The following is a 20,568-nucleotide window of genomic DNA, read 5'->3' on the forward strand; positions in this document are numbered from 1 at the left end:
AACTCTCCGAACTTCGCCTCCGCCTTCTGCCGGAGCCTCGCCTGGGTGAGCACCGCGGCGACGAGGACGGGCGGGGCCGGCGGGACCGGGACGGAGCCGTGCTGCTCGTCGGAGCCGGGGCCGGGACGGGTGCTGTCGTCGCTCATGGCGCGAGTCTAGCCAGCACCCCGGCGGCGGCGGAGGGGTTCCGTCCGCTCACGCGGGCAGGTACCCGCCGTCGCGCAGGTCGCCGACGAAGGCCGTCCAGGCGAGGTAGGCGATCACCGCGAGGACGATCGCGAGGTAGCCCAGCACGAAACCGGCGACCGCGAGACCGCGTCCGCGCTGTCCGGAGCGTCGGGCCTGGGCGAAGCCGATGTGGCCGAGGACGATGGCGGCGGGCGCCAGCCCCAGCAGTCCGCACACCAGAGCCGCGACCGCGAGCGGATTCATCGGCGGGCGGCGGGGCGGGAGACCGGGGTAGGGATCGGCGGCGGCCGTCGGCGGCGGGTAGGCCGCCGACGGCTCGCCGAGCGGAGGGGCGAACGGCGCGGGCGCCGGTCCGGTCTGCGGTCCGGGCGCGGTGTCGTCGGTCACGGTGTCCTCCTGGTGGTGCGGGCGCCCCCGAGCCTCGGAGGCGTGTCGATCAGTACCCGGTCGAGGGCATGGTCGCCGCGATCGAGAAGAGCGCGACGAACGAGATGATGGTGATGATGATCGCGACGAAGCCGATGATGACGGCGGCGAGGGCGAGGCCGCGGCCCTTCTCCCCCGTGCGCTTGATCTGCGACAGGGCGATGAAGCCCAGCACGATGCCCACGATGGAGACGAAGAACGAGGCGATGAAGCCGATGATCGCCAGGATGTTGTAGCGGTCGGACGCGGGCGTGTACGGAGTGGTCATGGAATCCCCCAGGGTCAGGAACGAGCGGATGCGGCCAAGAGTGGCAGTGGCACGATCCGCCTGTCAAAAAGCTGGACGGCGCTTGCGCGCCCCGGCCGCCGCCCGGTAGAGGCCTCAGCGGACCTGGATCTCGGTGACCGGGAGGGTCGAGTCGGCCCCGAATCCGAGCCCCGACGGCGGATGCCCCGCCTCGATCAGCTGCGCCGCCAGTGCGGCGATCATCGCGCCGTTGTCGGTGCAGAGTGAGAGCGCCGGGATCCGCAGGGTCACTCCCGCGGCCGCGCACCGCTCCTCCGCCAGCGCGCGCACCCGGGCGTTGGCGACCACGCCGCCGCCGAGCAGGAGGCGCGGCACGCCCCGGTCGCGGCAGGCGGCGAGCGCCTTCGTGAGCAGGACGTCGGCGACCGCCTCGCGGAAGCTCGCCGCGACGTCGGCCACGGGCACCTCCTCCCTCGCGTCCTGGCGCTTCTCGACCCAGCGGGCGACCGCGGTCTTCAGCCCCGAGAACGAGAAGTCGTAGCGGTGGCGCTCGAGGTCCTTCGGCAGGCTGAGCCCGCGGGGGAAGCGGATCGCCTTCGGGTCCCCGTCCGCCGCCACCCGGTCGATCTGCGGTCCGCCCGGATAGGGCAGGCCCAGGACGCGCGCCACCTTGTCGAAGGCCTCGCCGGCGGCGTCGTCGATGGTCTCGCCGAGCAGCTCGACGTCCGACACCAGATCGCGCACGTGCAGGAGCGAGGTGTGCCCGCCCGAGACCAGCAGCGCGATCGTCGGCACCTCGACGGGGCTGCCCTCGCTGCCGTCTGCACGGAGGACGTCGGCTCCCACATGTCCGACGAGGTGGTTCACGGCGTAGAGCGGCAGGCCGAGCGAGACGGCGAGCGCCTTCGCCGCTCCGACGCCGACCATGAGGGCGCCCGAGAGCCCCGGTCCGCTGGTGACCGCGATCGCGTCCAGGTCGCCGAGCGCGACACCGGCCTCGGAGAGCGCCGCGTGCAGGGCGGGCTCGAGCGCCTCCAGGTGCGCCCGGGCGGCCACCTCGGGCACGACGCCGCCGTAGCGGGCGTGCTCCTCCATTGAGGAGGCGATGGTGTTCGAGAGCAGCGTCGTGCCGCGGACGATGCCGATCCCCGTCTCGTCGCAGCTGGTCTCGATGCCGAGGACGAGGGGTCCGGTGCTCACGGGGTCTCCTGGGTCGGGGTCGGCGGCAGGCGCATCACGATCGCGTCCACTCCGTCGGGCTGGTAGTAGGCGGGGCGGACGCCGATCTCCTCGAAGCCCTCCGAGCGATAGAGGGTCTGCGCGGCGGGGTTGTCGGCGCGGACCTCGAGGAAGACCTCGCGGGCGCCTCGCTCGCGGGCCGCCTCGAGGAGCGCGCGCAGCAGTCGGCGGCCGAGGCCGGTGCGGCGGACCCGGGCGACGACCGCGATCGTCTGCACGTCGCCCTCGTGGGCGCCGACGGGGCAGAGCAGCCCGGCGTAGCCGACCACCTCGCCGTCCTGCTCGGCGACCAGGTACCGGGTGTGACGGCTCCGGATCTCCTCCGCCATCATTCCGCGCGACCAGGCGTCGCCGGCGAACTCGGACTCCTCGATCGCCATGACGGCGTCGAGGTCGTCCGCCTGCGCGTCGCGGAGCACGGCCTCGCTCATGCGGTCACCCGCTTGGGGCCGGCGGACAGCGTGACGTCGGGCGAGCGGAGGTAGAGGGGCTCGTCCGCGGCACCGGGCCGACCGGCCGCGCGCAGGCGGGCGGCCACGACTCCGAGCTCGCCGGCGGAGACAGACTCGGCCTCCAGGCGCGGGAGCTCCGGATGCGGGAGGGCCGGCGGCTTGTCCAGGCCCGGGCCGGCGACGCGGACGGGGAGTCCCTGGTCGTCGAGCCCGTCGTAGGCGCTCCAGTACAGCTCGCGGCGGCGGGCGTCGGTGACGACGAGGAAGCCCGCGGCGCGCCCGTGCCGCAGCGCGGCGAGCGCGATCGCGTCGTGCGAGACCACGGGGAGGGTGGGGACGCCGCGGCCGAGCGCGAAGGCCCGGGCGGCGGCGATCCCGACCCGGAGGCCGGTGAAGGGGCCGGGGCCCATGCCCACGGCGACCGCCTCGATCCCCCCGGGAGCCACGTCGGCCGCCTCGAGCGCCTCCTGGATCAGCCGGCCGACCACCTCCGCGTGGCGCATGGTGTCGGTCTCGGTGCGCTCCGAGCGCACGGCGCCCGCGGAGTCGACGACGGCGACGGAGGTTCCGGAGGAGGTGTCGATCGCGAGGAGCACGCGTCCAGGGTACCCGCGGGCTCAGCTCCAGCCGGTGCCGCGGAAGCGGACGGTCCGCGGCTCGATCGGCTCCTCGCCCTCCTCGGCGTCGGAGCCGGCGGTCGGCCGCTCGATGACCACGTCGAGCCAGGACTCCGCGACGCCGTCCAGCATCCCGGCCCCCCACTCCACGACGACCACCGAGCGCGCCGGATCGAGGTCGAGGTCGTCGAGCTCGACCGGCGAGCCCACGCGGTAGGCGTCGACGTGCACGAGCGGCGGCCCGTCGTGCAGCGGCGGATGCGTCCGCGCGATCACGAAGGTGGGGCTCGTCACGGGACCCCGCACGTCGAGGCCCTCGCCGAGCCCGCGCGTGAAGGTCGTCTTGCCCGCGCCGAGCGGCCCGGTCAGCACCAGCAGGTCGCCGGCGCGCAGCACTCGGCCGAGCTCGCGGCCGAGCTCCGCCATGGCCTCCGGATCGGCGACCTCGACGACGCGGTCCGCGAACCAGGAGCGCTCAGGCACGGCCGTCCGCCGCGCTCAGCAGCCGCCGCTGGACCCGCGGCCCGAGCCGGGTGACCAGCTCGTAGTTGATGGTGCCGCACCACCGCGCCCACTCGTCTACCGAGGGGACGCCGGTCGTCGGGTCGCCCCAGAGCGTCACCGGGTCGCCCGTCGCGACGCTCGCATCCCCCACGTCGACGACGAACTGGTCCATCGCGACCCGCCCGGCGATCCGGTGGCGGCGGCCGCCGATCGAGACCTCCGCGACGCCGGAGGCGCTCCGCGGGATGCCGTCCGCGTAGCCGAACGGCACGAGCGCGAGGGTCGTCCCGCCCTCGGCCCGCCAGGTGTAGTCGTAGCTCACGCCGGTCCCGTGGGGCACCCGGCGGACGCCGGCGACGCGGCCCTGCAGCGTCATCGCCGGGACGAGCCCGAGCTGGAGCGAGGTCTCGTCCTCGAACGGCGAGAGTCCGTAGAGGGCGATGCCGCTGCGCACCATGTCGAGGCGTGCTTCCGGCAGGCGCAGCGCCGCCGCCGTCGCCGCGAGGTGCAGGACCGGCGCCTGCACCCCGTGCGCGGCCAGCACGGCCTCGGCGCGGCGGAGGAGCGCGAGCTGGGCGAGGTCGTCCTCGCGCGAGGTGTTGGACAGGTGCGAGAACAGCCCGGTGAGGTGGACGGTGCCGCGAGCGCTGTGACGGGCGAGCGACTCCGCCAGGTGCGGCCACTCCTCCTCCGCGGCGCCGTTGCGGCTGAGGCCCGTGTCGACCTTGAGCTGCACGGCCGCGCGCACGCCTCGGTCCTCCGCCGACTGCGCGAGCGTGTCGAGCTGGTCGACCGAGGAGACGGCGACGTCGATCGAGTGCTCGAGCGCCGCGTCGAAGTCCTCGCCGGGGTCGTGCAGCCAGCAGAGGATCGGAGCGACGACGCCTGCCTCGCGCAGGGCCACGGCCTCCCGCAGCTCCGCGGTGCCGAGGGCGTCCGCGCCGCCGTCGAGCGCCGCCTGCGCCGCGGCCAGGGCGCCGTGCCCGTAGCCGTTGGCCTTGACGACGGCCATGAGCCGGCGAGCGCCGGTGAGCTCGCGCAGACGCGCGGCGTTCGCCGCCATCGCGTCGACGTCGATCACCGCCTCGCGGTACGACGCGGGGACGCTCACGACTCTGCCACCACGAACGCGCAGGCCACGCCCGCGTCGTGCGTCATCGAGAGGTGCACGCGCGTGATCCCGCGCGCCTCCGCGGCCGCCCGGGCCGGGCCGTGCAGCGCGAAGGACGGATTCCCGTGCTCGTCCCGCTCGACGACCATGTCGTGCCAGCGGGCGCCCACGGAGTCGCCGAGCGCCTTGATCAGCGCCTCCTTGGCGGCGAAGCGGCCCGCCAGCGAGGCGACCGGGAGCGAGCGTTCGCTCTCGGCGAACAGGCGGTCGCGGAGCCGGGGCGTGCGCGACAGCGAGCGCTCGAAGCGCGCGAGGTCCACGACGTCCACCCCGATCCCCACGATCACGGCTCGATCACTCGACCGTGACCGACTTGGCGAGATTGCGCGGCTGGTCGACGTCGAGGCCCTTGGCGGCGGCGAGCTCCATCGCGAACATCTGCAGCGGGGTGACGGCGAGCAGCGGCTCGAACAGCGGGTCGGCGAGCGGGATCGGCACGACCTCGTCGGCGATCTGGATCGCGGCCGTGTCGCCCTGCTCCGCGATCGCGATGACGCGGGCTCCGCGGGCCTTGATCTCCTGGATGTTCGAGATCACCTTGCGCTGCAGCTCGTACGACTCGCTCGGGCTCGGCACGATCACGAACACGACCTGGCCAGGCTCGATCAGTGCGATCGGGCCGTGCTTGAGCTCGCCCGCCGCGAAGCCCTCGGCGTGGATGTAGGCGAGCTCCTTGAGCTTCAGCGCACCCTCGAGCGCCACCGGGTAGCCGACGTGGCGACCGAGGAACAGCACCGCCCGGGTGTCGGCCATCCAGCCGGCCAGCTGGGCGATGTCGTCGGAGGCGTCGAGCACGCGGGAGAGCTTCTCCGGGATCGCGGCGAGCTGGGCCGCCTGCGAGGCGACGAGCTCGGTGGAGGCGGCTCCGCGCACCGCGGCCAGGTGCAGCCCGAACAGGTAGAGCGCCGCGATCTGGGCGACGAAGGCCTTGGTCGAGGCGACCGCCACCTCCGGGCCCGCGTGCGTGTAGAGCACGGCGTCCGACTCGCGTGGGATCGTCGCGCCCTGGGTGTTGCAGACCGAGAGCGTCTTGGCGCCGTGCTCGCGGGCGTACTTGACCGCCATCAGCGTGTCCATCGTCTCGCCGGACTGGCTGATTGAGACGACGAGGGTGCGCGGGGTGAGCACCGGGTCGCGGTAGCGGAACTCGTGGCTGAGCTCGACCTCGACGGGGACGCGCGCCCACTTCTCGATCGCGTACTTGGCGACCATGCCCGAGTAGGCGGCCGTGCCGCAGGCGATGATCGTGATGCGGTCGATCTCCGTCAGCACCGGACCGAGCGCGTCGAGCTCGGGCAGCGTGATCGCGCCCTCGTGGATGCGGCCGCGGAGCGTGTTCGCGACGGCCTCGGGGCCCTCGGTGATCTCCTTCGCCATGAAGCTCGACCAGCCGCCCTTCTCGGACGCCGACGCGTCCCAGGCGATCTCGAACGGCTCGGTCTCGACGGGGTTGCCGAAGAAGTCGGTCACCGTGACGAGCTCCGGGGTGATCGTGACGATCTGGTCCTGGCCGATGGCGACCGCGCGGCGGGTGAACTCGACGAACGCCGCGACGTCGGAGCCGAGGAAGTTCTCCCCGTCGCCCAGGCCGATCACGAGCGGCGAGTTGCGGCGCGCGCCGACGACCACGCCGGGCTGGTCCTGGTGCAGGGCGAGCAGGGTGAACGCGCCCTCGAGGTGCGCGACGACGGCCTGGAAGGCGAGCACGAGGTCGCCGGTGCGGCGGTACTCGCGGGCGATCAGGTGCGCGGCGACCTCGGTGTCGGTCTCGCTCTCGAAGACGGCGCCCTCGGCGAGCAGCTGCTCCTTGAGCGGCTGGAAGTTCTCGATGATGCCGTTGTGGATGACGGCGAGCCTGCCCTCGTCCGCGAGGTGGGGGTGGGCGTTGCGGTCGGTCGGGCCGCCGTGCGTCGCCCAGCGGGTGTGGCCGATGCCCGTGGTGCCCTCGGCCAGCGGGTGCGCCTCGAGGTCGTCGACCAGGACGCTGAGCTTGCCCGAACGCTTGCGGCTGTCGAGCTGCCCGTCGGCGTCGATCACGGCCACGCCGGCCGAGTCGTAGCCGCGGTACTCCAGACGCTTCAGGCCCCCGAGCAGCACGGCCAGGCTGTCGCGCTCACCGACGTATCCAACGATTCCACACATGCGCTCGATTCTAAGCGGCGCGGAGGCGCCTCCCGCGGTGTCGGGCATCCGGCGGGGCGGACGCTAGGATCGGTCCCCATGCCGTCGTCTCCTCGCGATCCCGCGCGCGACGCGCACCCCTCCCCCTTCGTCGAGATCGTCCGCTCCGACTGGGCCGAGCTCGCCCGCACCACGGAGCTCCCGCTGTCGGAGACCGAGGTCGTGCAGCTGCGGGGGCTGGGCGACCGGCTGAGCCTCACCGAGGTCGCGGAGGTCTACCTGCCGCTCTCGCGCCTGCTGAGCCTGTACGCCGGTGGCGCACGGCACCTGCACCGCGCGACGAGCACGTTCCTCGGGGAGCGCGCGCAGCCGACTCCGTTCGTGATCGGCGTCGCGGGGTCGGTCGCGGTGGGCAAGTCGACGATCGCGCGCCTGCTGCGGGAGCTGCTCGCCCGCTGGGAGGACACGCCCCGCGTCGAGCTGGTGACCACCGACGGCTTCCTGCTGCCCAACCGCGAGCTGGAGCGCCGCGGTCTGATGAGCCGCAAGGGCTTCCCCGAGTCGTACGACCGGCGCGCGCTGCTGCGCTTCGTCTCGGAGGTGAAGGGCGGGGCCGCGGAGGTGCGCGCGCCGTTCTACTCGCACCTCTCCTACGACATCGTCCCCGACGCCGAGATCGTCGTGCGGCGGCCGGACGTGCTGATCGTCGAGGGCCTGAACGTGCTGCAGCCGCCGGTGCCCGGTCACGGCCTGGCGGTGAGCGACCTGTTCGACTTCACCGTCTACGTCGACGCCCGGACCAGCGACATCGCGCGCTGGTACGAGGAGCGTTTCCTCACCCTGCAGCAGGGCGCGTTCGCCAATCCGAACTCCTACTTCCACCGCTACGCGGCGCTCAGCCCGGACGAGGCCCGCGAGCGAGCGCGGAGCATCTGGGCCGCGATCAACGAGCCGAACCTGCTGCAGAACGTGCGCCCCACCCGCTCCCGCGCGAGCCTGGTCCTCCGCAAGCAGGCCGACCACACCGTCTCCTCGGTCCTCCTCCGCAAGATCTGACCGCGCCCTCGGTCGCTGTTCGCCGCCGCGCGCACCGCGCAGCCACCGACCTCGAACCCCTTCACCGCACGATCGGCGCAGGCTCGCCACCACCCACGAGCCGTCAGCGGGAATCGCGTGCCAAGCGATTCACGCGCGGCGGCCGCAACCCACTCCACCCAGCGCGACCACCTCCACAAGCCGACCGCGAGGGGCCGCGCAAGGAGCGGCCCCCAACGAACACAGCCGTCAGCGGGAATCGCGTGCCAAGCGATTCACGCGCGGCGATCGCGACCCGCTCCACCCGCGCAACCACCTCGACAAGCCGACCGCGAGGGGCCGCGCAAGGAGCGGCCCCGCAACGAACACCGCCGCGTGCCAAGCGATTCACCCGCGGCGAACGCGCCCCGCTCCACCCATCGCAACCACCTCGCGAAGCCGACCGCGAGGGGCCGCGCAGGGAGCGGCCCCGCAACGAACACAGCCGTCGTGGGAATCGCGTGCCAAGCGATTCACCCGCGGCGAACGCACCCCGCTCCACCCATCGCATCCACCGCCCCAAGCCGATCGCGAGGAGCCGCGCAGGGAGCGGCCCAACCCACGAGCCGTCGTGGGAATCGCGTGCCAAGCGATTCACCCGCGGCGAACGCACCCCGCTCCACCCATCGCGACCACCTCTCCAGGCCGACCGCGAGGAGCCGCGCAGGGAGCGGCTCCCTAAGAGCGCAGCCGCTCGAGCACGACCGCGGCGAGCGATTCGGCGAGGCGGTCGGCCGTCTCCTGCGTCTTCGCCTCGACCATGACGCGCACCATCGGCTCCGTGCCGGAGGGGCGCAGGAGCACGCGGCCGTCGCTGCCGAGCTCGGCGGTGGCGTCGGCGACGGCGGAGGCGATGACCTCGTCGTCGCGGACGCCCTCGCGGTCGACGCCGCGCACGTTGAGGAGGGTCTGCGGGAAGACGGACATGACGGCGGCCAGGTCGGCGATCGTGCGTCCGGTCCGGGCCATCTCGGCCGCGAGCTGGAGGCCGGTGAGCACGCCGTCGCCGGTGGTGGCGTAGCGGCTCATGATGACGTGGCCGGACTGCTCCCCGCCGAGCGAGTAGCCGCCGTCGTTCATCGCCTCGAGGACGTAGCGGTCGCCGACCGCGGTCTCGATGACGCGGATGCCGGCGTCGCGCATGGCGAGCTTGAGGCCGAGGTTGCTCATGACGGTGGCCACGAGGACGTCGTCGCGGAGGGCGCCGCGGCGGGCCATGGCTGTCGCGAGGATCGCCATGATCTGGTCGCCGTCGACGATGCGGCCCTCGGCGTCCACCGCGAGGCAGCGGTCGGCGTCGCCGTCGTGGGCGATGCCGATGTCGGCGCCGGCCGCGCGGACGGCGTCGGCGACGTTGTCGAGGTGGGTGGAGCCCACTCCGTCGTTGATGTTGAGGCCGTCGGGGTCGTTGCCGATGACGGTGACGGTCGCTCCGGCGTCGGTGAACACCTGGGGCGAGATGCCGGCGGCGGCGCCGTGCGCGCAGTCGATGACCACGTGCAGGCCGTCGAGACGGGTGCCCTCGAGGGATCCGAGCAAGTGGAGGACGTAACGGTCCTCCGCGTCGGAGAAGCGGGTGATGCGGCCGACGTCGGCCCCGGTCGGCGTGAGCGGGGGGACTCCGAGGGCCGCTTCGATGCGGTTCTCGAGCTCGTCCGGGAGCTTGCGTCCGCCGGCGGCGAAGAACTTGATGCCGTTGTCGGCGGCGGGGTTGTGCGAGGCCGAGATCATCACGCCGAAGTCGGCGTTCTCGTCGGCGATGAGGTAGGCGGTGGCGGGCGTCGGGATGACGCCCGCGTCGAGCACGTCGACTCCCGCGCTCGCGAGACCCGCCGCGACCGCGGCTCCGATGAACTGACCGGAGATGCGGGGGTCGCGGGCGAGCACGGCGACGGGCCGACGGCCCTCGGCCCGGGCGGCCGCTCCGAGTACACGGGCGGCCGCCTGGGCGAGGCCGAGAGCCAGGTCGGCCGTGACCTCGCGATTAGCGAGGCCACGGACGCCGTCTGTTCCGAACAGGCGCGGCATGGTGCGCAGTCCCTTCTCGAGCTGCTGGTCGTGCGGCCGTCAGGCCGCGTCGACTAGCGCTTCGAGAACTGGGACGCCTTGCGGGCCTTCTTGAGACCGGCCTTCTTGCGCTCGATGACGCGGGCGTCGCGGGTCAGGAAGCCCGCCTTCTTCAGGATCGCGCGGTTGTTCTCGCGGTCGATCTCGTTGAGGGCACGGGCGATGGCGAGGCGCAGCGCGCCGGCCTGGCCGGAGGGGCCGCCGCCGGTGATCTTGGCGACCACGTCGTAGGAGCCGATCAGGTCGAGCACCTTGAAGGGGTCGGTGATCAGCTGCTGGTGCAGCTTGTTGGGGAAGTACTCCGCGAACTCGCGGGCGTTGACGGTCATGCCGCCGTTGCCGGGGACGAGGCGCACGCGGGCGATGGCCTGCTTGCGTCGGCCCACGGCTGCGCCGGAGACGTTGAGGACGGCGCGGGGCGTCGTGGACGCCTCGGTGGCCGGGCTTTCGGTGGAGTAGCTCTCGGGAGCCACGTCGATCTGGTCTGCGATCTTCGCCACGGTGTAGGTGATCCTTTGTCTTCGAAGTCTGGGGTGTCGGGGAGGGCCGGAGCCTACTGGGCGACCTGGGTGAAGGCGTACGCCTGCGGCTGCTGGGCCGCGTGGGGGTGCTCGGATCCCGTGTAGACCTTCAGCTTGCGCAGCTGGGCGCGGCCGAGGGAGTTCTTGGGGAGCATGCCGCGGATGGCCTTCTCGACGGCGCGGACCGGGTTCTTCTCGAGGAGCTCGGCGTACGTGGTGGCCGAGAGGCCGCCCGGGTAGCCGGAGTGGCGGTAGGCCTTCTTCTGGAGGAGCTTCTGGCCGGTGAGGGCGACCTTCTCCGCGTTGACGATGATGACGAAGTCGCCCATGTCCATGTGCGGTGCGAAGGTGGCCTTGTGCTTGCCGCGCAGGAGCGCCGCGGCGTGGGTGGCGAGACGGCCGAGCACGACGTCGGACGCGTCGATGACGATCCAGTCGTGCTGGACGTCAGCCGGCTTCGGAGAAAAAGTGCGAGTCACGTGAGTGCTGCTTTCTGGTCGGAGTGAGGTGTTCGTGGATCCCGCTCCGTGGCCGTTCGACCCGCGAGGGGGCCGAACCGATCCGGTGGAGGGCTCAACTTCGGGCGCTCGGCACACGGCCGAAAACACCAAGGGTCGACATTACAGCAAAGCCCCCGTGCGGCCAAGCACGGATCGTGGCGGCAGGGGCTCCGGCGGCGGGAGGTGCGGCCCGGGCCGCCACGGGTCGCGGGGCGCGGTCGCGCGCCCTCGCCTCACTCCGAGTCCTCCGGGTCCGGCCCCTCGGTCCGCACGGTGCGCTTCGCCCGGGTGAGCAGGGCCCGCTCGGCGAGCGCGTCGTCCTCGGGGTAGTCGACCTCGCGGAGGATGAGGCCGCGGGCCGGCATCACCGCGAACGCGTTGGTCCGTCGGGCGGCGTCCCGGAGCAGCGGGACCGCCCCCGCCTCGAGCTTCCCGGCGCCGACCGCCACGCACGCCCCCACGAGGGCCCGCACCATGCTGTGGCAGAAGGCGTCCGCGCGCAGGTGGGCGTGCAGGACTCCGTCGGCGTCGCGCTCCCAGGTGAAGTCGAGCAGGCTCCGGATGGTGGTGGCCCCTGCGCGGGCACGGCAGAACGACGCGTAGTCGTGCAGGCCCAGGAGCGAGCGGGCCGCGGCCGTCATCGCGTCGAGGTCGAGGGAGTCGGTGATCCAGGTGGTGTACGTGCGGTCGAGCGGGTGGCGCATCGAGGAGGCGTCGGCCAGCCGGTACTCGTACCGCCGCCAGCGCGCCGAGAACCGCGCGTCGAACCCCTCCGGCGCCTCCGTCACCCGGTGCACCGAGACGTCGGTGTACTGCCCGAGGATCCCGCGGAGCCGCCGCTCCAGGATCGACGCGGGCGGGAACGGCTCCTCCCCCGGTCGGCGCCTGCCGCTGCTGATGCGGCCCCACTGCTCGGGGGTGAGGTCGACGTGGGCGACCTGGGCGCTGGCGTGCACGCCGACGTCGGTGCGCCCGGCGACCGTCACGGTCGGGTGCCGCTCGGAGCGCAGCACCAGGGCGAGCGACTCCTCGAGCACCCCCTGCACGGTGCGGAGGCCGGGCTGCTTGGCCCAGCCGGAGAAGTGCGAGCCGTCGTAGGCCAGGTCGAGGCGGACGCGGTGGAGCATCAGACGAGTCTAGAGCGAGCCGTGGTCGCGGCTCAGGCGACCGCGAGCGGGACGTCGACGGTCGCCAGGGCAGAGACCGCCCAGCCGACCAGCGTCGACTGCTCGCCGACCGAGGAGACGATCCGCGCCTCCCAGCCGCCTGCGAGCACAGCCAGCTCGGAGGGAGCGGAGGCGATGCCCTGCACCCAGTAGGCGGCCGTGCCCAGTGAGACCGGCACGGCGCCGAGCGCCTCGCCCGCACCGGTGAAGGTCTCGACGAGGGGCCCGCGGTGCAGCGTCAGCACGACGACCGGGTCTTCGCCGTCGACGGCGTAGGAGCACGTGTCTCCCGCGGCGGTGATCGACACGGTGCCCGCCGTCAGGCCGGCCTCCTGCTCGACGAGGGAGGCGGGGAGAGCGGTCGCGCAGTCCACACCCTCGCTCGACGGCACGGAGGGCACGGAGGACACGGTCGGTGCGGCCGACGGCACCGGGGTCGTGCTCGCGAGGCCCGCCGACTCCGGCACGTCGATCACCTCGCCGGAGGCGCAGCCGCTCACTCCGGCCGCGAGTGCCAGGGCGAGGAGCGCCGCAGCGGCCGAGGAGCGCAGTCGCACAGGAGTCCTCCGAGGATCGTCGGGGCGGACCCCGGGAGCGCCGGTCGTGACGCGGCCGCACCCGACGAGCGCAGCCGTGCCATCGTAAGCGACGATTCGCGCCACTCGGCCCCGTGGAACGACGAGAGCCCCCCGCCCCGGAGGGGACGGAGGGCTCTCGGCAGAAGGGGCGTGACTACTTGGTCGCGCCGGTCTCCTCGACAGGAGCGTCCTGCGCGGCGTCCTCGACGGGAGCGTCCTGCACGGGCGCCTCCTCGACGGGGGTCTCCTCGACGGGGGTCTCCTCGGCAGTGGGCTCCTCGGCGGGGGCCTCGTCCACCGGAGCGGACACGGGCGCCGTGGCGGTGCGCGACTTCTTCGCCTTGGGCGTGACGGGCTCGAGGACGAGCTCGATCACGGCCATGGGCGCGTTGTCTCCCTTGCGGGGGCCGATCTTGGTGATGCGGGTGTAGCCGCCCTCGCGCTCGGCGACGAGCGGAGCGATCTCGGTGAAGAGCTCGTGGACGACCGACTTGTCGCCGATCGTCGCGAGGACGCGACGGCGGGCGTGCAGGTCGCCGCGCTTGGCGAAGGTCACCAGGCGCTCGGCGAGCGGACGAAGGCGCTTGGCCTTGGTCTCGGTCGTCTTGATGCTCTTGTGCGTGAACAGGGCCGCGGCCAGGTTCGCCAGCAGCAGGCGCTCGTGTGCGGGTCCGCCTCCGAGGCGGGGGCCCTTGGTGGGCTTGGGCATGGGTTTACTCCAGTACTAAAGGGGTGTCAGCAGGTCGGACGCGAGGAGCCGGGGCTCCGGAGCGGAGGACCTAGATGCTCTCGTCGTCGTAGCTGTAGAAGTGGGCGCCGTCGAACCCGGGGACCGAGTCCTTGAGCGACAGGCCGAGCTCCGTCAGCTTCTCCTTGACCTCATCCACCGACTTCTGACCGAAGTTGCGGATGTTCATGAGCTGCGTCTCCGAGAGGGCGACGAGCTCATTGACGTTGTTGATGCCCTCGCGCTTGAGGCAGTTGTAGCTGCGCACCGAGAGGTCGAGGTCCTCGATGGGCATGGACAGCTCGGTCGAGAGGACCGCGTCGACCGGCGCGGGGCCGATCTCGATGCCCTCGGCCGCGTTGTTCAGCTCGCGGGCGAGACCGAACAGCTCGGTCAGCGTGCGTCCGGCGGAGGCGATGGCGTCGCGCGGCGAGATCGCGGCCTTCGTCTCCACGTCCACGACCAGGCGGTCGAAGTCGGTGCGCTCGCCGGCACGGGTGGCCTCGACGCGGTAGGTGACCTTCAGCACGGGCGAGTAGATCGAGTCGACCGGGATCTGGCCGGCCTCGGAGAACTCGCTGCGGTTCTGGGTCGCCGAGACGTAGCCGCGGCCGCGCTCGATCGTGAGCTCGAGCTCGAACTTCGCCTTGTCGTTCAGCGTGGCGATGACGAGCTCCGGGTTGTGGATCTCGACACCGGCCGGAGCCGAGATGTCCGCGGCGGTGACCTGGCCGGCTCCCTGCTTGCGCAGGTAGGCGGTGATCGGCTCGTCGTGCTCGGAGGAGACGACGAGTCCCTTGATGTTCAGGATGATCTCGGTGACGTCCTCGCGGACGCCCGGGACGGTCGTGAACTCGTGCAGGACTCCGTCGATCCGGATGCTGGTGACAGCGGCGCCGGGGATGGAGGACAGCAGGGTGCGACGCAGCGAGTTGCCGAGCGTGTAGCCGAAGCCGGGCTCGAGGGGCTCGATGACGAAGCGGGAACGGAACTCCGAGATGTTCTCCTCGGTGAGCGTCGGACGCTGTGCGATAAGCACTGATGATTCCTTTCGATCACGTGTCCGCTATATGACACGTGCGTTTGCGAGGTGTGGAGTTGTGAAAGAAATGCGCGATCCGCCGGCCGGCCGCACTCCCCGCCCGGAGGCGGTTCGTGCGGCCGGCCGACGGCTGCGAGTGCTGCTTAGACGCGACGACGCTTGGGCGGGCGGCAGCCGTTGTGCGCCTGCGGGGTGACGTCGTTGATCGAGCCGACCTCGAGGCCTGCGGCCTGGAGCGAGCGGATCGCGGTCTCACGACCCGAGCCGGGGCCCTTCACGAAGACGTCCACCTTCTTCATGCCGTGCTCCTGAGCCTGGCGCGCGGCCGACTCGGCGGCGAGCTGGGCGGCGAACGGCGTCGACTTGCGCGAGCCCTTGAAGCCGACTCCACCGGACGAGGCCCAGCTGATGACGGCCCCGGAGGGGTCGGTGATCGAGACGATGGTGTTGTTGAACGTCGACTTGATGTGGGCCTGGCCCACAGCGATGTTCTTCTTCTCCTTGCGGCGCGGCTTGCGCGCGGCCGACTTGGGGGTAGCCAATTCTGTATCTCCTCTAGGTCCGTGTCGCCCGCGTTACTTGCGGCCGGCCTTCTTCTTGCCGGCGACGGTGCGCTTGGGTCCCTTGCGGGTGCGCGCGTTCGTCTTGGTGCGCTGTCCACGGACCGGGAGGCCGCGACGGTGGCGGAGGCCCTCGTACGAGCCGATCTCGACCTTGCGGCGGATGTCGGCGGCGACCTCGCGGCGGAGGTCGCCCTCCACCTTGTAGTTGCCCTCGATGTAGTCGCGGAGCGAGACGAGCTGGTCGTCGCTGAGGTCCTTGACGCGGATGTTGCCGTCGATCCCGGTGTCGCTCAGGGTCTTGAGCGCGCGAGTGCGGCCGACACCGTAGATGTAGGTCAGTGCGACCTCCACGCGCTTCTCGCGCGGGATGTCTACTCCTGCCAGACGTGCCATTGTGGCTTCTCCTGTGAGTGAGTGGAGGTGTGAAGCAGCACCGGTGCCTCGGCCTCCGACCGAAGGTGTCCTCGCCGTCCACCCCGGGGTCGCCGGGGTGCTGCGCGATTTCTGGTGCTGCGGGTGTGTTCAGTTGTGCAGTGGGGGCGGCACGCCGCCCCTGCGCTCCCTCGCGGAAGCAGCGGGACTAGCCCTGGCGCTGCTTGTGGCGGGGGTTGCTGCTGCAGATGACCATCACGTTGCCGTGGCGGCGGATGATCTTGCAGTGGTCGCAGATGCGCTTGACGCTGGGGTTGACCTTCATTGTTCTTGTCCTTGTTTTCGCTGGCGTCGTGCTCCCGGCGGATGCCGGGGCCGTTCCTTACAGGACACGCACGTCGCGAACGTCAGCGGAGCGAACGTCTACTTGTAGCGGTAGACGATCCGGCCGCGGGTCAGGTCGTAGGGGCTCAGCTCCACGATCACCCGGTCCTCGGGGAGGATCCGGATGTAGTGCTGACGCATCTTGCCCGAGATATGGGCGAGAACTTTGTGTCCGTTGGTCAGCTCCACGCGGAACATCGCGTTGGGGAGCGCCTCGACAACCGCACCTTCGATTTCGATGACACCGTCTTTTTTGGCCATAGCCTCACTGTCGTTCGGAAGTAGTGTGTGTACTGGTCGTGCGAATGTTTCCGCGACGAGCCACCACCGGGCGAGAGCCCGGATCGGGGTTCGCGGGCATGCCGGAGCACGCGCAAAACACCAAGGGTCGATACTACGCGAATCGCGGCCGTTCCGCCACCTCGGGCGTGTCGCCCCCTCCTCCGCCTCCGCGCCCGACGCGCGCCCCCTGCCCGGCCCTGCGTCCGCCGCCGCCTAGGCTGGCTCCGTCGAGCCGGAGGGAGAGCACATGGCGCGCACGACGAGGTCCGCGACCGCGAGGCGGAGCTGGTACTCGCACCCGGTGGTGACGATCCTGGCGGCGATCGCGGTCATCGCCCTGGTGCAGACCTTCTTCGTGAAGGTGTACACGGTGCCGACCGGCTCGATGGAGAACACCCTCCAGGGCGGCGGATTCTTCGGCGACCGCATCCTGGTCGACCGCACCCTCGCCCTCCAGGGCGGGCCGGAGGAGGGCCAGATCGTCGTCTTCTCGCGCGACGCCGACTGGGGCGCGAGCGACGAGGCCGGCAGCCCCCTCTCCGAGATCGTGAAGACGTTCGGCGACGTCACCAGCATCGGCCCCTCCCACGAGGAGTTCCTCGTCAAGAGGCTGATCGCCGAGGGGGGCCACACCGTCTCCTGCTGCGACGCCGAGGGGCACGTGCTGGTCGACGGGAAGCCGCTGGACGAGTCCTACGTGTTCGAGGACTTCCCCTTCACCCCCGGGACCCTCGACTGCACGACGAGCCCCGCGTCCCTCCGCTGCTTCGACGAGTACACCGTCCCCGAGGGCTCCCTCTTCGTCCTGGGCGACCACCGGTCGAACTCCAACGACTCGCTCGGCGAGTGCCGCGGCGCCGGCGGGCCGATCGACTCGTGCGTGAAGACCGTGCCGATCGACAGGGTCACCGGACGCGTCTTCGCCGTGGCCTGGCCGCTCACGCGCTGGCGGCTGTTCTAGCGCTCCGCCCGAGCCGCCGCAGACGACGACGAGGTCCCCCGCGGGAAGCAGGGGACCTCGTCGTCGTTCACCGCCGTGCGGCCACGGGACTAGCCGCGGACGACCGCCACGACCCGGTCGAAGAGCGGATGCTCGGCCGTGAGGCCGGTGACCTCCGCCACGAACTCCTCCGGGGTGAGCGCGGCCAGCTTCTCGTGGAGCTCCACGCTCTGGGGGTCCTCGGGCACGTCGAAGCGCAGCGCGGCGCCGATCGCGGCGAGCAGTCCCTCCGGCGTGCGCCCGCGCTCGGCGAGCTCGGCCGCCGGTCCGATGAAGCGCTCGTGCCGCGACAGCTTCCGCAGCGGCTGGCGTCCCACCCGGTCGACCGTGTCGGTCAGGTACGGATTCGCGAAGCGCTTCAGCGTCTTCTCGAGGTAGGCCTGCTGCTCCTCGTCGCTGAAGCCGTGCTTGGCCACGATGAGCGCCTTGGTGTCCTCGAGCGCGGCCTTGACCGCGTCGTGCACCTCGGGCATCGTCAGCGCGTCGGAGAGCTTGTGCGCTCCGGCCGCGAAGCCGGTGTAGGCGGCCGTCGCGTGACCGGTGTTCACCGTGAAGAGCTTCCGCTCGATGAAGGGCTCGAGGTCGTCGACCCAGGTCGCGCCCGGGATCTCCGGCTCGGTGCCCTCGAACGGAGTGCGGTCGACGACCCACTCGAAGAAGCTCTCCACTGTCACGTCCAGGCCCTGGCCCGGGTCCTGGTTCGGGACGATGCGGTCCACCGCGGTGTCGGCGAAGACGGCGCGGGTGCGCAGGCGCTCCCACTCGTCCGCGCCGAGGTTCGCGGCGACCTCGGTCTGCAGGAGGCGCGTGGCGTTGATCGCGTTCTCGCAGGCCATGACCGCCAGCCGCGGCGCCGACTCGTCGCGGGCGGCGAGGCCCTTCGCGATCACGGGGGCGACGAAGCGCAGGATGTTCGGGCCGACGGCCGTGGTGACGATGTCGGCGGCGGCGATCTCGCGGACGAGAGCCTCCTCGTCGGCGGCCGAGTCGATCGCGCGGAAGCGGTCGACGACGTGCGTGGCCGCCTCCTCCCCCACCTCGTGCACCTCGTAGCTGTCGGCAGCGGCGAGGCGGCCGATCAGCTCGGAGTTGACGTCGGCGAAGACGAGCTCGTAGCCGGCGCCGTGCAGGATCAGGCCGACGAAGCCGCGGCCGATGTTGCCGGCGCCGAAGTGGACGGCGGTGGGCATCAGGAGTTGACCTCGCCCAGCAGGCTGTAGAGCGACTGCGCGTCCGGGGCGTCGAGGAGCTTCTGCACCTCGTCCTCCTCCGAGAAGATGATCGCGATCTTGGAGAGGATCTCGAGGTGCTCGTTGTCGACGCCGGCGATGCCGACGACGAAGCGCACCTCGTTGCCGTCCCAGTCGATCGGCTGCGCGTAGCGCACGAACGAGAGGGCGGAGGAGCGGATCTCGTCCTTCGCGTCGTTGGTGCCGTGCGGGATGGCGAGCAGGTTGCCCATGTAGGTCGAGACGGTCGCCTCGCGGGCGAGCATGGCCTCGTAGTAGGCGGGGGTGACCGCGCCGACGCCGACCAGCATGTCGGCGGCCTCCTTGATGGCGGCCTCCTTCGTGGTGGCGGTGCCGGAGGCGTCGATCTGTCCGATGGTGAGCACGTCGCTCATGGGGTGCGTCCTTCCGTGGAGGTGCTGACAGCGAGGGAACCCGCAGGGGCGAGCGGAGCGTGTCCGCTCTGTCGCACCCTACGGGTTCCCTCCGAATGGTTGGCGTACTACTTGCCGTGCTGCTCCGCGACCAGCGAGACGACCTCGTCGTACTTCGGGCTGTTCATGAAGTTGTCCACGGAGACGTGGATGGCGCCCGGGGTGCGCTGGCGGGCGCGCTCCGTGAGCTCGGCCTGGGTGATGACCAGGTCCACGTCGTCCTCGAGAGCGGCGATCGCCTTGTTGGTGACCGTGACGTCCTCGAAGCCCGCCTTCTTCATCTTGTTCCGCAGCACCGAGGCGCCCATCGCGGACGAGCCCATGCCGGCGTCGCAGGCGAAGACGATGTTCCGGACCTGGGTCGCGGTGGCCGTGGCCCCCGCGGTCGAGGCGCCGGCCGAGTCCTGCGGAGCGTTGGCGCCGCGGGCGTTGATGAGCGAGCCGACGGCGCTCTCCTTGCCCTTGTTCGCCTCGTTGGCGGCGACGGCGGCGGCGAGCTTGTCGTCGCCCTCCTGCTCCGCGGCCAGGTCGCGCTTGCGGCCGGACCGGATGATGACCGAGGCCACCAGGAACGACACGGCGGTCGCGAGGACCACCGAGAGGATGACGCCGAGGAAGCTGTCGTTCGCGGTCTGGAGGAGCACCGCGATGATCGAGCCGGGCGAGGCGGGGGCGCGGAGGCCGGAGTTGAACGCGACGTTCGTCGCGACACCGGTCGCACCGCCGAGGATGACGGCCGCGAGCAGCGCCGGCTTCATCAGCACGTACGGGAAGTAGATCTCGTGGATGCCTCCGATGAAGTGGATGATCGCCGCGCCGGGAGCCGAGGCGCGGGCCGCGCCGACGCCGAAGAACGCGAAGGCCAGGAGCACGCCCATGCCGGGGCCGGGGTTGGCCTCGAGGAGGAAGAGGTAGGACTTGCCCGCCTCCTCCGCCTGCTGCACGCCCAGCGGCGTGAGGATGCCGTGGTTGATGGCGTTGTTCAGGAAGAGGATCTTCGCCGGCTCGATGAAGAGCGAGGTCAGCGGGAGCAGGCCCGCGTTGACCAGGAACTCCACGCCCGCACCGAGGGCGGTCGAGAGACCGACCACGAGCGGCGCGACGCCCGCGAAGGCGAGGAGCGCGAGGAGGAGGCCGAGGATTCCGGCGGAGAAGTTGTTGACCAGCATCTCGAAGCCGGGCTTGATCTTGCCGTCCCAGATCGAGTCGACCTTCTTCATGAGCCACGCCGACAGCGGGCCCATGATCATGGCGCCGATGAACATCGGGATGCCGGCGCCGACGATGACGCCCATGGTCGCGATGGTGCCGACCACGCCTCCGCGGGCGCCGTAGACCATGCGGCCGCCGGTGTTCGCGATGAGGAGCGGGAGGAGGTAGGTGATCATCGGGGCGACGAGGCCGGTGTTGACCACGTCGGGATCCGTGCTCCAGCCGCCGAACTGCTGGACCCAGGTGGCGTCGATGCCGAGGAGCGGGAGCCATCCGGTCTGGATGAAGAGGGCCGTGATGAAGCCCCAGGCGATGAAGGCCGCGATGTTCGGCATGACCATTCCCGAGAGGAAGGTGCCGAAGCGCTGGACGTGGACGCGCGCTCCACCGCGCGTCGACGTCGCTGACGTCGTTGTCATGTGGTGTGTTCTCCGATTTCTAGGGGCGGGCG

General features: G+C 71.6%; 25 protein-coding genes. 2 read left to right on the forward strand and 23 right to left on the reverse strand.

The window, feature by feature from the left end:
• Positions 1-195 precede the first annotated feature (195 nt).
• From C5C10_RS16265 to glmS, 9 genes are all read right to left on the reverse strand, one after another.
• Positions 196-576, reverse strand: coding sequence for a DUF4190 domain-containing protein (locus tag C5C10_RS16265; protein WP_104234159.1), 381 nt, complete (start codon positions 574-576; stop codon positions 196-198).
• Positions 577-625: 49 nt separating this feature from the next.
• Positions 626-883 (reverse strand): DUF4190 domain-containing protein, encoded by a 258-nt coding sequence (locus C5C10_RS16270; protein ID WP_104225014.1) that lies wholly within the window; start codon positions 881-883, stop codon positions 626-628.
• 114 nt (positions 884-997) lie between these two features.
• Positions 998-2,062 carry a tRNA (adenosine(37)-N6)-threonylcarbamoyltransferase complex transferase subunit TsaD gene (gene tsaD / locus C5C10_RS16275; protein WP_104329782.1) on the reverse strand — a complete coding sequence of 355 codons (1,065 nt, stop codon included), beginning with the start codon at positions 2,060-2,062 and terminating at the stop codon, positions 998-1,000.
• Positions 2,059-2,532: a ribosomal protein S18-alanine N-acetyltransferase gene (rimI, locus tag C5C10_RS16280; RefSeq protein ID WP_104234156.1), complete on the reverse strand. Its 474-nt coding sequence runs from the start codon at positions 2,530-2,532 to the stop codon at positions 2,059-2,061. The genes tsaD and rimI overlap by 4 nt, the downstream gene beginning before the upstream one ends.
• Complete coding sequence (gene tsaB / locus C5C10_RS16285; protein ID WP_104329783.1) at positions 2,529-3,149, reverse strand: tRNA (adenosine(37)-N6)-threonylcarbamoyltransferase complex dimerization subunit type 1 TsaB; 621 nt, start codon at positions 3,147-3,149, stop codon at positions 2,529-2,531. Before tsaB ends, rimI begins: the two co-directional genes overlap by 4 nt.
• 21 nt (positions 3,150-3,170) lie before the next feature.
• On the reverse strand, positions 3,171-3,596 hold the full coding sequence (tsaE, locus tag C5C10_RS16290) for a tRNA (adenosine(37)-N6)-threonylcarbamoyltransferase complex ATPase subunit type 1 TsaE (RefSeq protein ID WP_104225016.1): 426 nt from the start codon (positions 3,594-3,596) through the stop codon (positions 3,171-3,173).
• 49 nt (positions 3,597-3,645) lie between these two features.
• Positions 3,646-4,785 carry an alanine racemase gene (gene alr / locus C5C10_RS16295; RefSeq protein WP_104283238.1) on the reverse strand — a complete coding sequence of 380 codons (1,140 nt, stop codon included), beginning with the start codon at positions 4,783-4,785 and terminating at the stop codon, positions 3,646-3,648.
• Entirely contained in the window at positions 4,782-5,132 is a 351-nt protein-coding gene (locus tag C5C10_RS16300) for a holo-ACP synthase (RefSeq protein WP_104329784.1), read from the reverse strand. The genes alr and C5C10_RS16300 overlap by 4 nt, the downstream gene beginning before the upstream one ends.
• 7 nt (positions 5,133-5,139) lie before the next feature.
• A complete protein-coding gene (glmS, locus tag C5C10_RS16305) occupies positions 5,140-6,987 on the reverse strand; it encodes a glutamine--fructose-6-phosphate transaminase (isomerizing) (protein ID WP_104227413.1) in 1,848 nt (615 codons plus the stop codon).
• Between the two features lie 78 nt (positions 6,988-7,065).
• Between glmS and coaA the strand changes: the two genes are divergently transcribed.
• Positions 7,066-8,022 (forward strand): type I pantothenate kinase, encoded by a 957-nt coding sequence (gene coaA, locus C5C10_RS16310; protein WP_104234153.1) that lies wholly within the window; start codon positions 7,066-7,068, stop codon positions 8,020-8,022.
• Between the two features lie 696 nt (positions 8,023-8,718).
• Here coaA and glmM read toward each other — a convergent pair.
• The 11 genes from glmM to infA form a co-directional block, all read right to left on the reverse strand.
• Positions 8,719-10,068: a phosphoglucosamine mutase gene (gene glmM, locus C5C10_RS16315; protein WP_104251130.1), complete on the reverse strand. Its 1,350-nt coding sequence runs from the start codon at positions 10,066-10,068 to the stop codon at positions 8,719-8,721.
• A gap of 53 nt (positions 10,069-10,121) precedes the next feature.
• Positions 10,122-10,607 (reverse strand): 30S ribosomal protein S9, encoded by a 486-nt coding sequence (gene rpsI, locus C5C10_RS16320; RefSeq protein ID WP_104225004.1) that lies wholly within the window; start codon positions 10,605-10,607, stop codon positions 10,122-10,124.
• Positions 10,608-10,660: 53 nt separating this feature from the next.
• Positions 10,661-11,107, reverse strand: a complete 447-nt coding sequence (rplM, locus tag C5C10_RS16325; RefSeq protein WP_104225003.1) for a 50S ribosomal protein L13 — start codon at positions 11,105-11,107, stop codon at positions 10,661-10,663.
• 254 nt (positions 11,108-11,361) lie between these two features.
• A complete protein-coding gene (locus C5C10_RS16330) occupies positions 11,362-12,255 on the reverse strand; it encodes a tRNA pseudouridine(38-40) synthase TruA (protein WP_104329785.1) in 894 nt (297 codons plus the stop codon).
• Positions 12,256-12,287: 32 nt separating this feature from the next.
• Positions 12,288-12,851, reverse strand: a complete 564-nt coding sequence (locus C5C10_RS16335; RefSeq protein WP_104329786.1) for a hypothetical protein — start codon at positions 12,849-12,851, stop codon at positions 12,288-12,290.
• Positions 12,852-13,026: 175 nt separating this feature from the next.
• Complete coding sequence (gene rplQ, locus C5C10_RS16340) at positions 13,027-13,581, reverse strand: 50S ribosomal protein L17 (protein ID WP_104329787.1); 555 nt, start codon at positions 13,579-13,581, stop codon at positions 13,027-13,029.
• A 70-nt stretch (positions 13,582-13,651) separates the two neighbouring features.
• Positions 13,652-14,638 carry a DNA-directed RNA polymerase subunit alpha gene (locus C5C10_RS16345; protein ID WP_104224999.1) on the reverse strand — a complete coding sequence of 329 codons (987 nt, stop codon included), beginning with the start codon at positions 14,636-14,638 and terminating at the stop codon, positions 13,652-13,654.
• 146 nt (positions 14,639-14,784) lie between these two features.
• The gene (gene rpsK / locus C5C10_RS16350; RefSeq protein WP_055787170.1) at positions 14,785-15,183 is read right to left on the reverse strand and encodes a 30S ribosomal protein S11; all 399 of its coding nucleotides are present in this window, start codon (positions 15,181-15,183) and stop codon (positions 14,785-14,787) included.
• A 33-nt stretch (positions 15,184-15,216) separates the two neighbouring features.
• On the reverse strand, positions 15,217-15,597 hold the full coding sequence (rpsM, locus tag C5C10_RS16355) for a 30S ribosomal protein S13 (RefSeq protein WP_068251511.1): 381 nt from the start codon (positions 15,595-15,597) through the stop codon (positions 15,217-15,219).
• 187 nt (positions 15,598-15,784) lie between these two features.
• Positions 15,785-15,901, reverse strand: a complete 117-nt coding sequence (rpmJ, locus tag C5C10_RS16360; protein WP_055787164.1) for a 50S ribosomal protein L36 — start codon at positions 15,899-15,901, stop codon at positions 15,785-15,787.
• 98 nt (positions 15,902-15,999) lie between these two features.
• Entirely contained in the window at positions 16,000-16,221 is a 222-nt protein-coding gene (infA, locus tag C5C10_RS16365; RefSeq protein ID WP_022883252.1) for a translation initiation factor IF-1, read from the reverse strand.
• A 268-nt stretch (positions 16,222-16,489) separates the two neighbouring features.
• Between infA and lepB the strand changes: the two genes are divergently transcribed.
• Positions 16,490-17,203 carry a signal peptidase I gene (lepB, locus tag C5C10_RS16370; protein ID WP_104329788.1) on the forward strand — a complete coding sequence of 238 codons (714 nt, stop codon included), beginning with the start codon at positions 16,490-16,492 and terminating at the stop codon, positions 17,201-17,203.
• An 89-nt stretch (positions 17,204-17,292) separates the two neighbouring features.
• Here the strand turns inward: lepB and C5C10_RS16375 are convergent, their stop codons facing one another.
• From C5C10_RS16375 to C5C10_RS16385, 3 genes are all read right to left on the reverse strand, one after another.
• Positions 17,293-18,432, reverse strand: coding sequence for a mannitol-1-phosphate 5-dehydrogenase (locus C5C10_RS16375; protein WP_104329789.1), 1,140 nt, complete (start codon positions 18,430-18,432; stop codon positions 17,293-17,295).
• Entirely contained in the window at positions 18,432-18,866 is a 435-nt protein-coding gene (locus C5C10_RS16380; RefSeq protein ID WP_104224996.1) for a PTS sugar transporter subunit IIA, read from the reverse strand. The genes C5C10_RS16375 and C5C10_RS16380 overlap by 1 nt, the downstream gene beginning before the upstream one ends.
• Positions 18,867-18,973: 107 nt before the next feature.
• Positions 18,974-20,536 (reverse strand): PTS mannitol transporter subunit IICB, encoded by a 1,563-nt coding sequence (locus tag C5C10_RS16385; RefSeq protein ID WP_104251136.1) that lies wholly within the window; start codon positions 20,534-20,536, stop codon positions 18,974-18,976.
• Positions 20,537-20,568: the final 32 nt, after the last annotated feature.

This window comes from Rathayibacter sp. AY1A3 (genome assembly GCF_002930975.1).
Taxonomy (GTDB): domain Bacteria; phylum Actinomycetota; class Actinomycetes; order Actinomycetales; family Microbacteriaceae; genus Rathayibacter.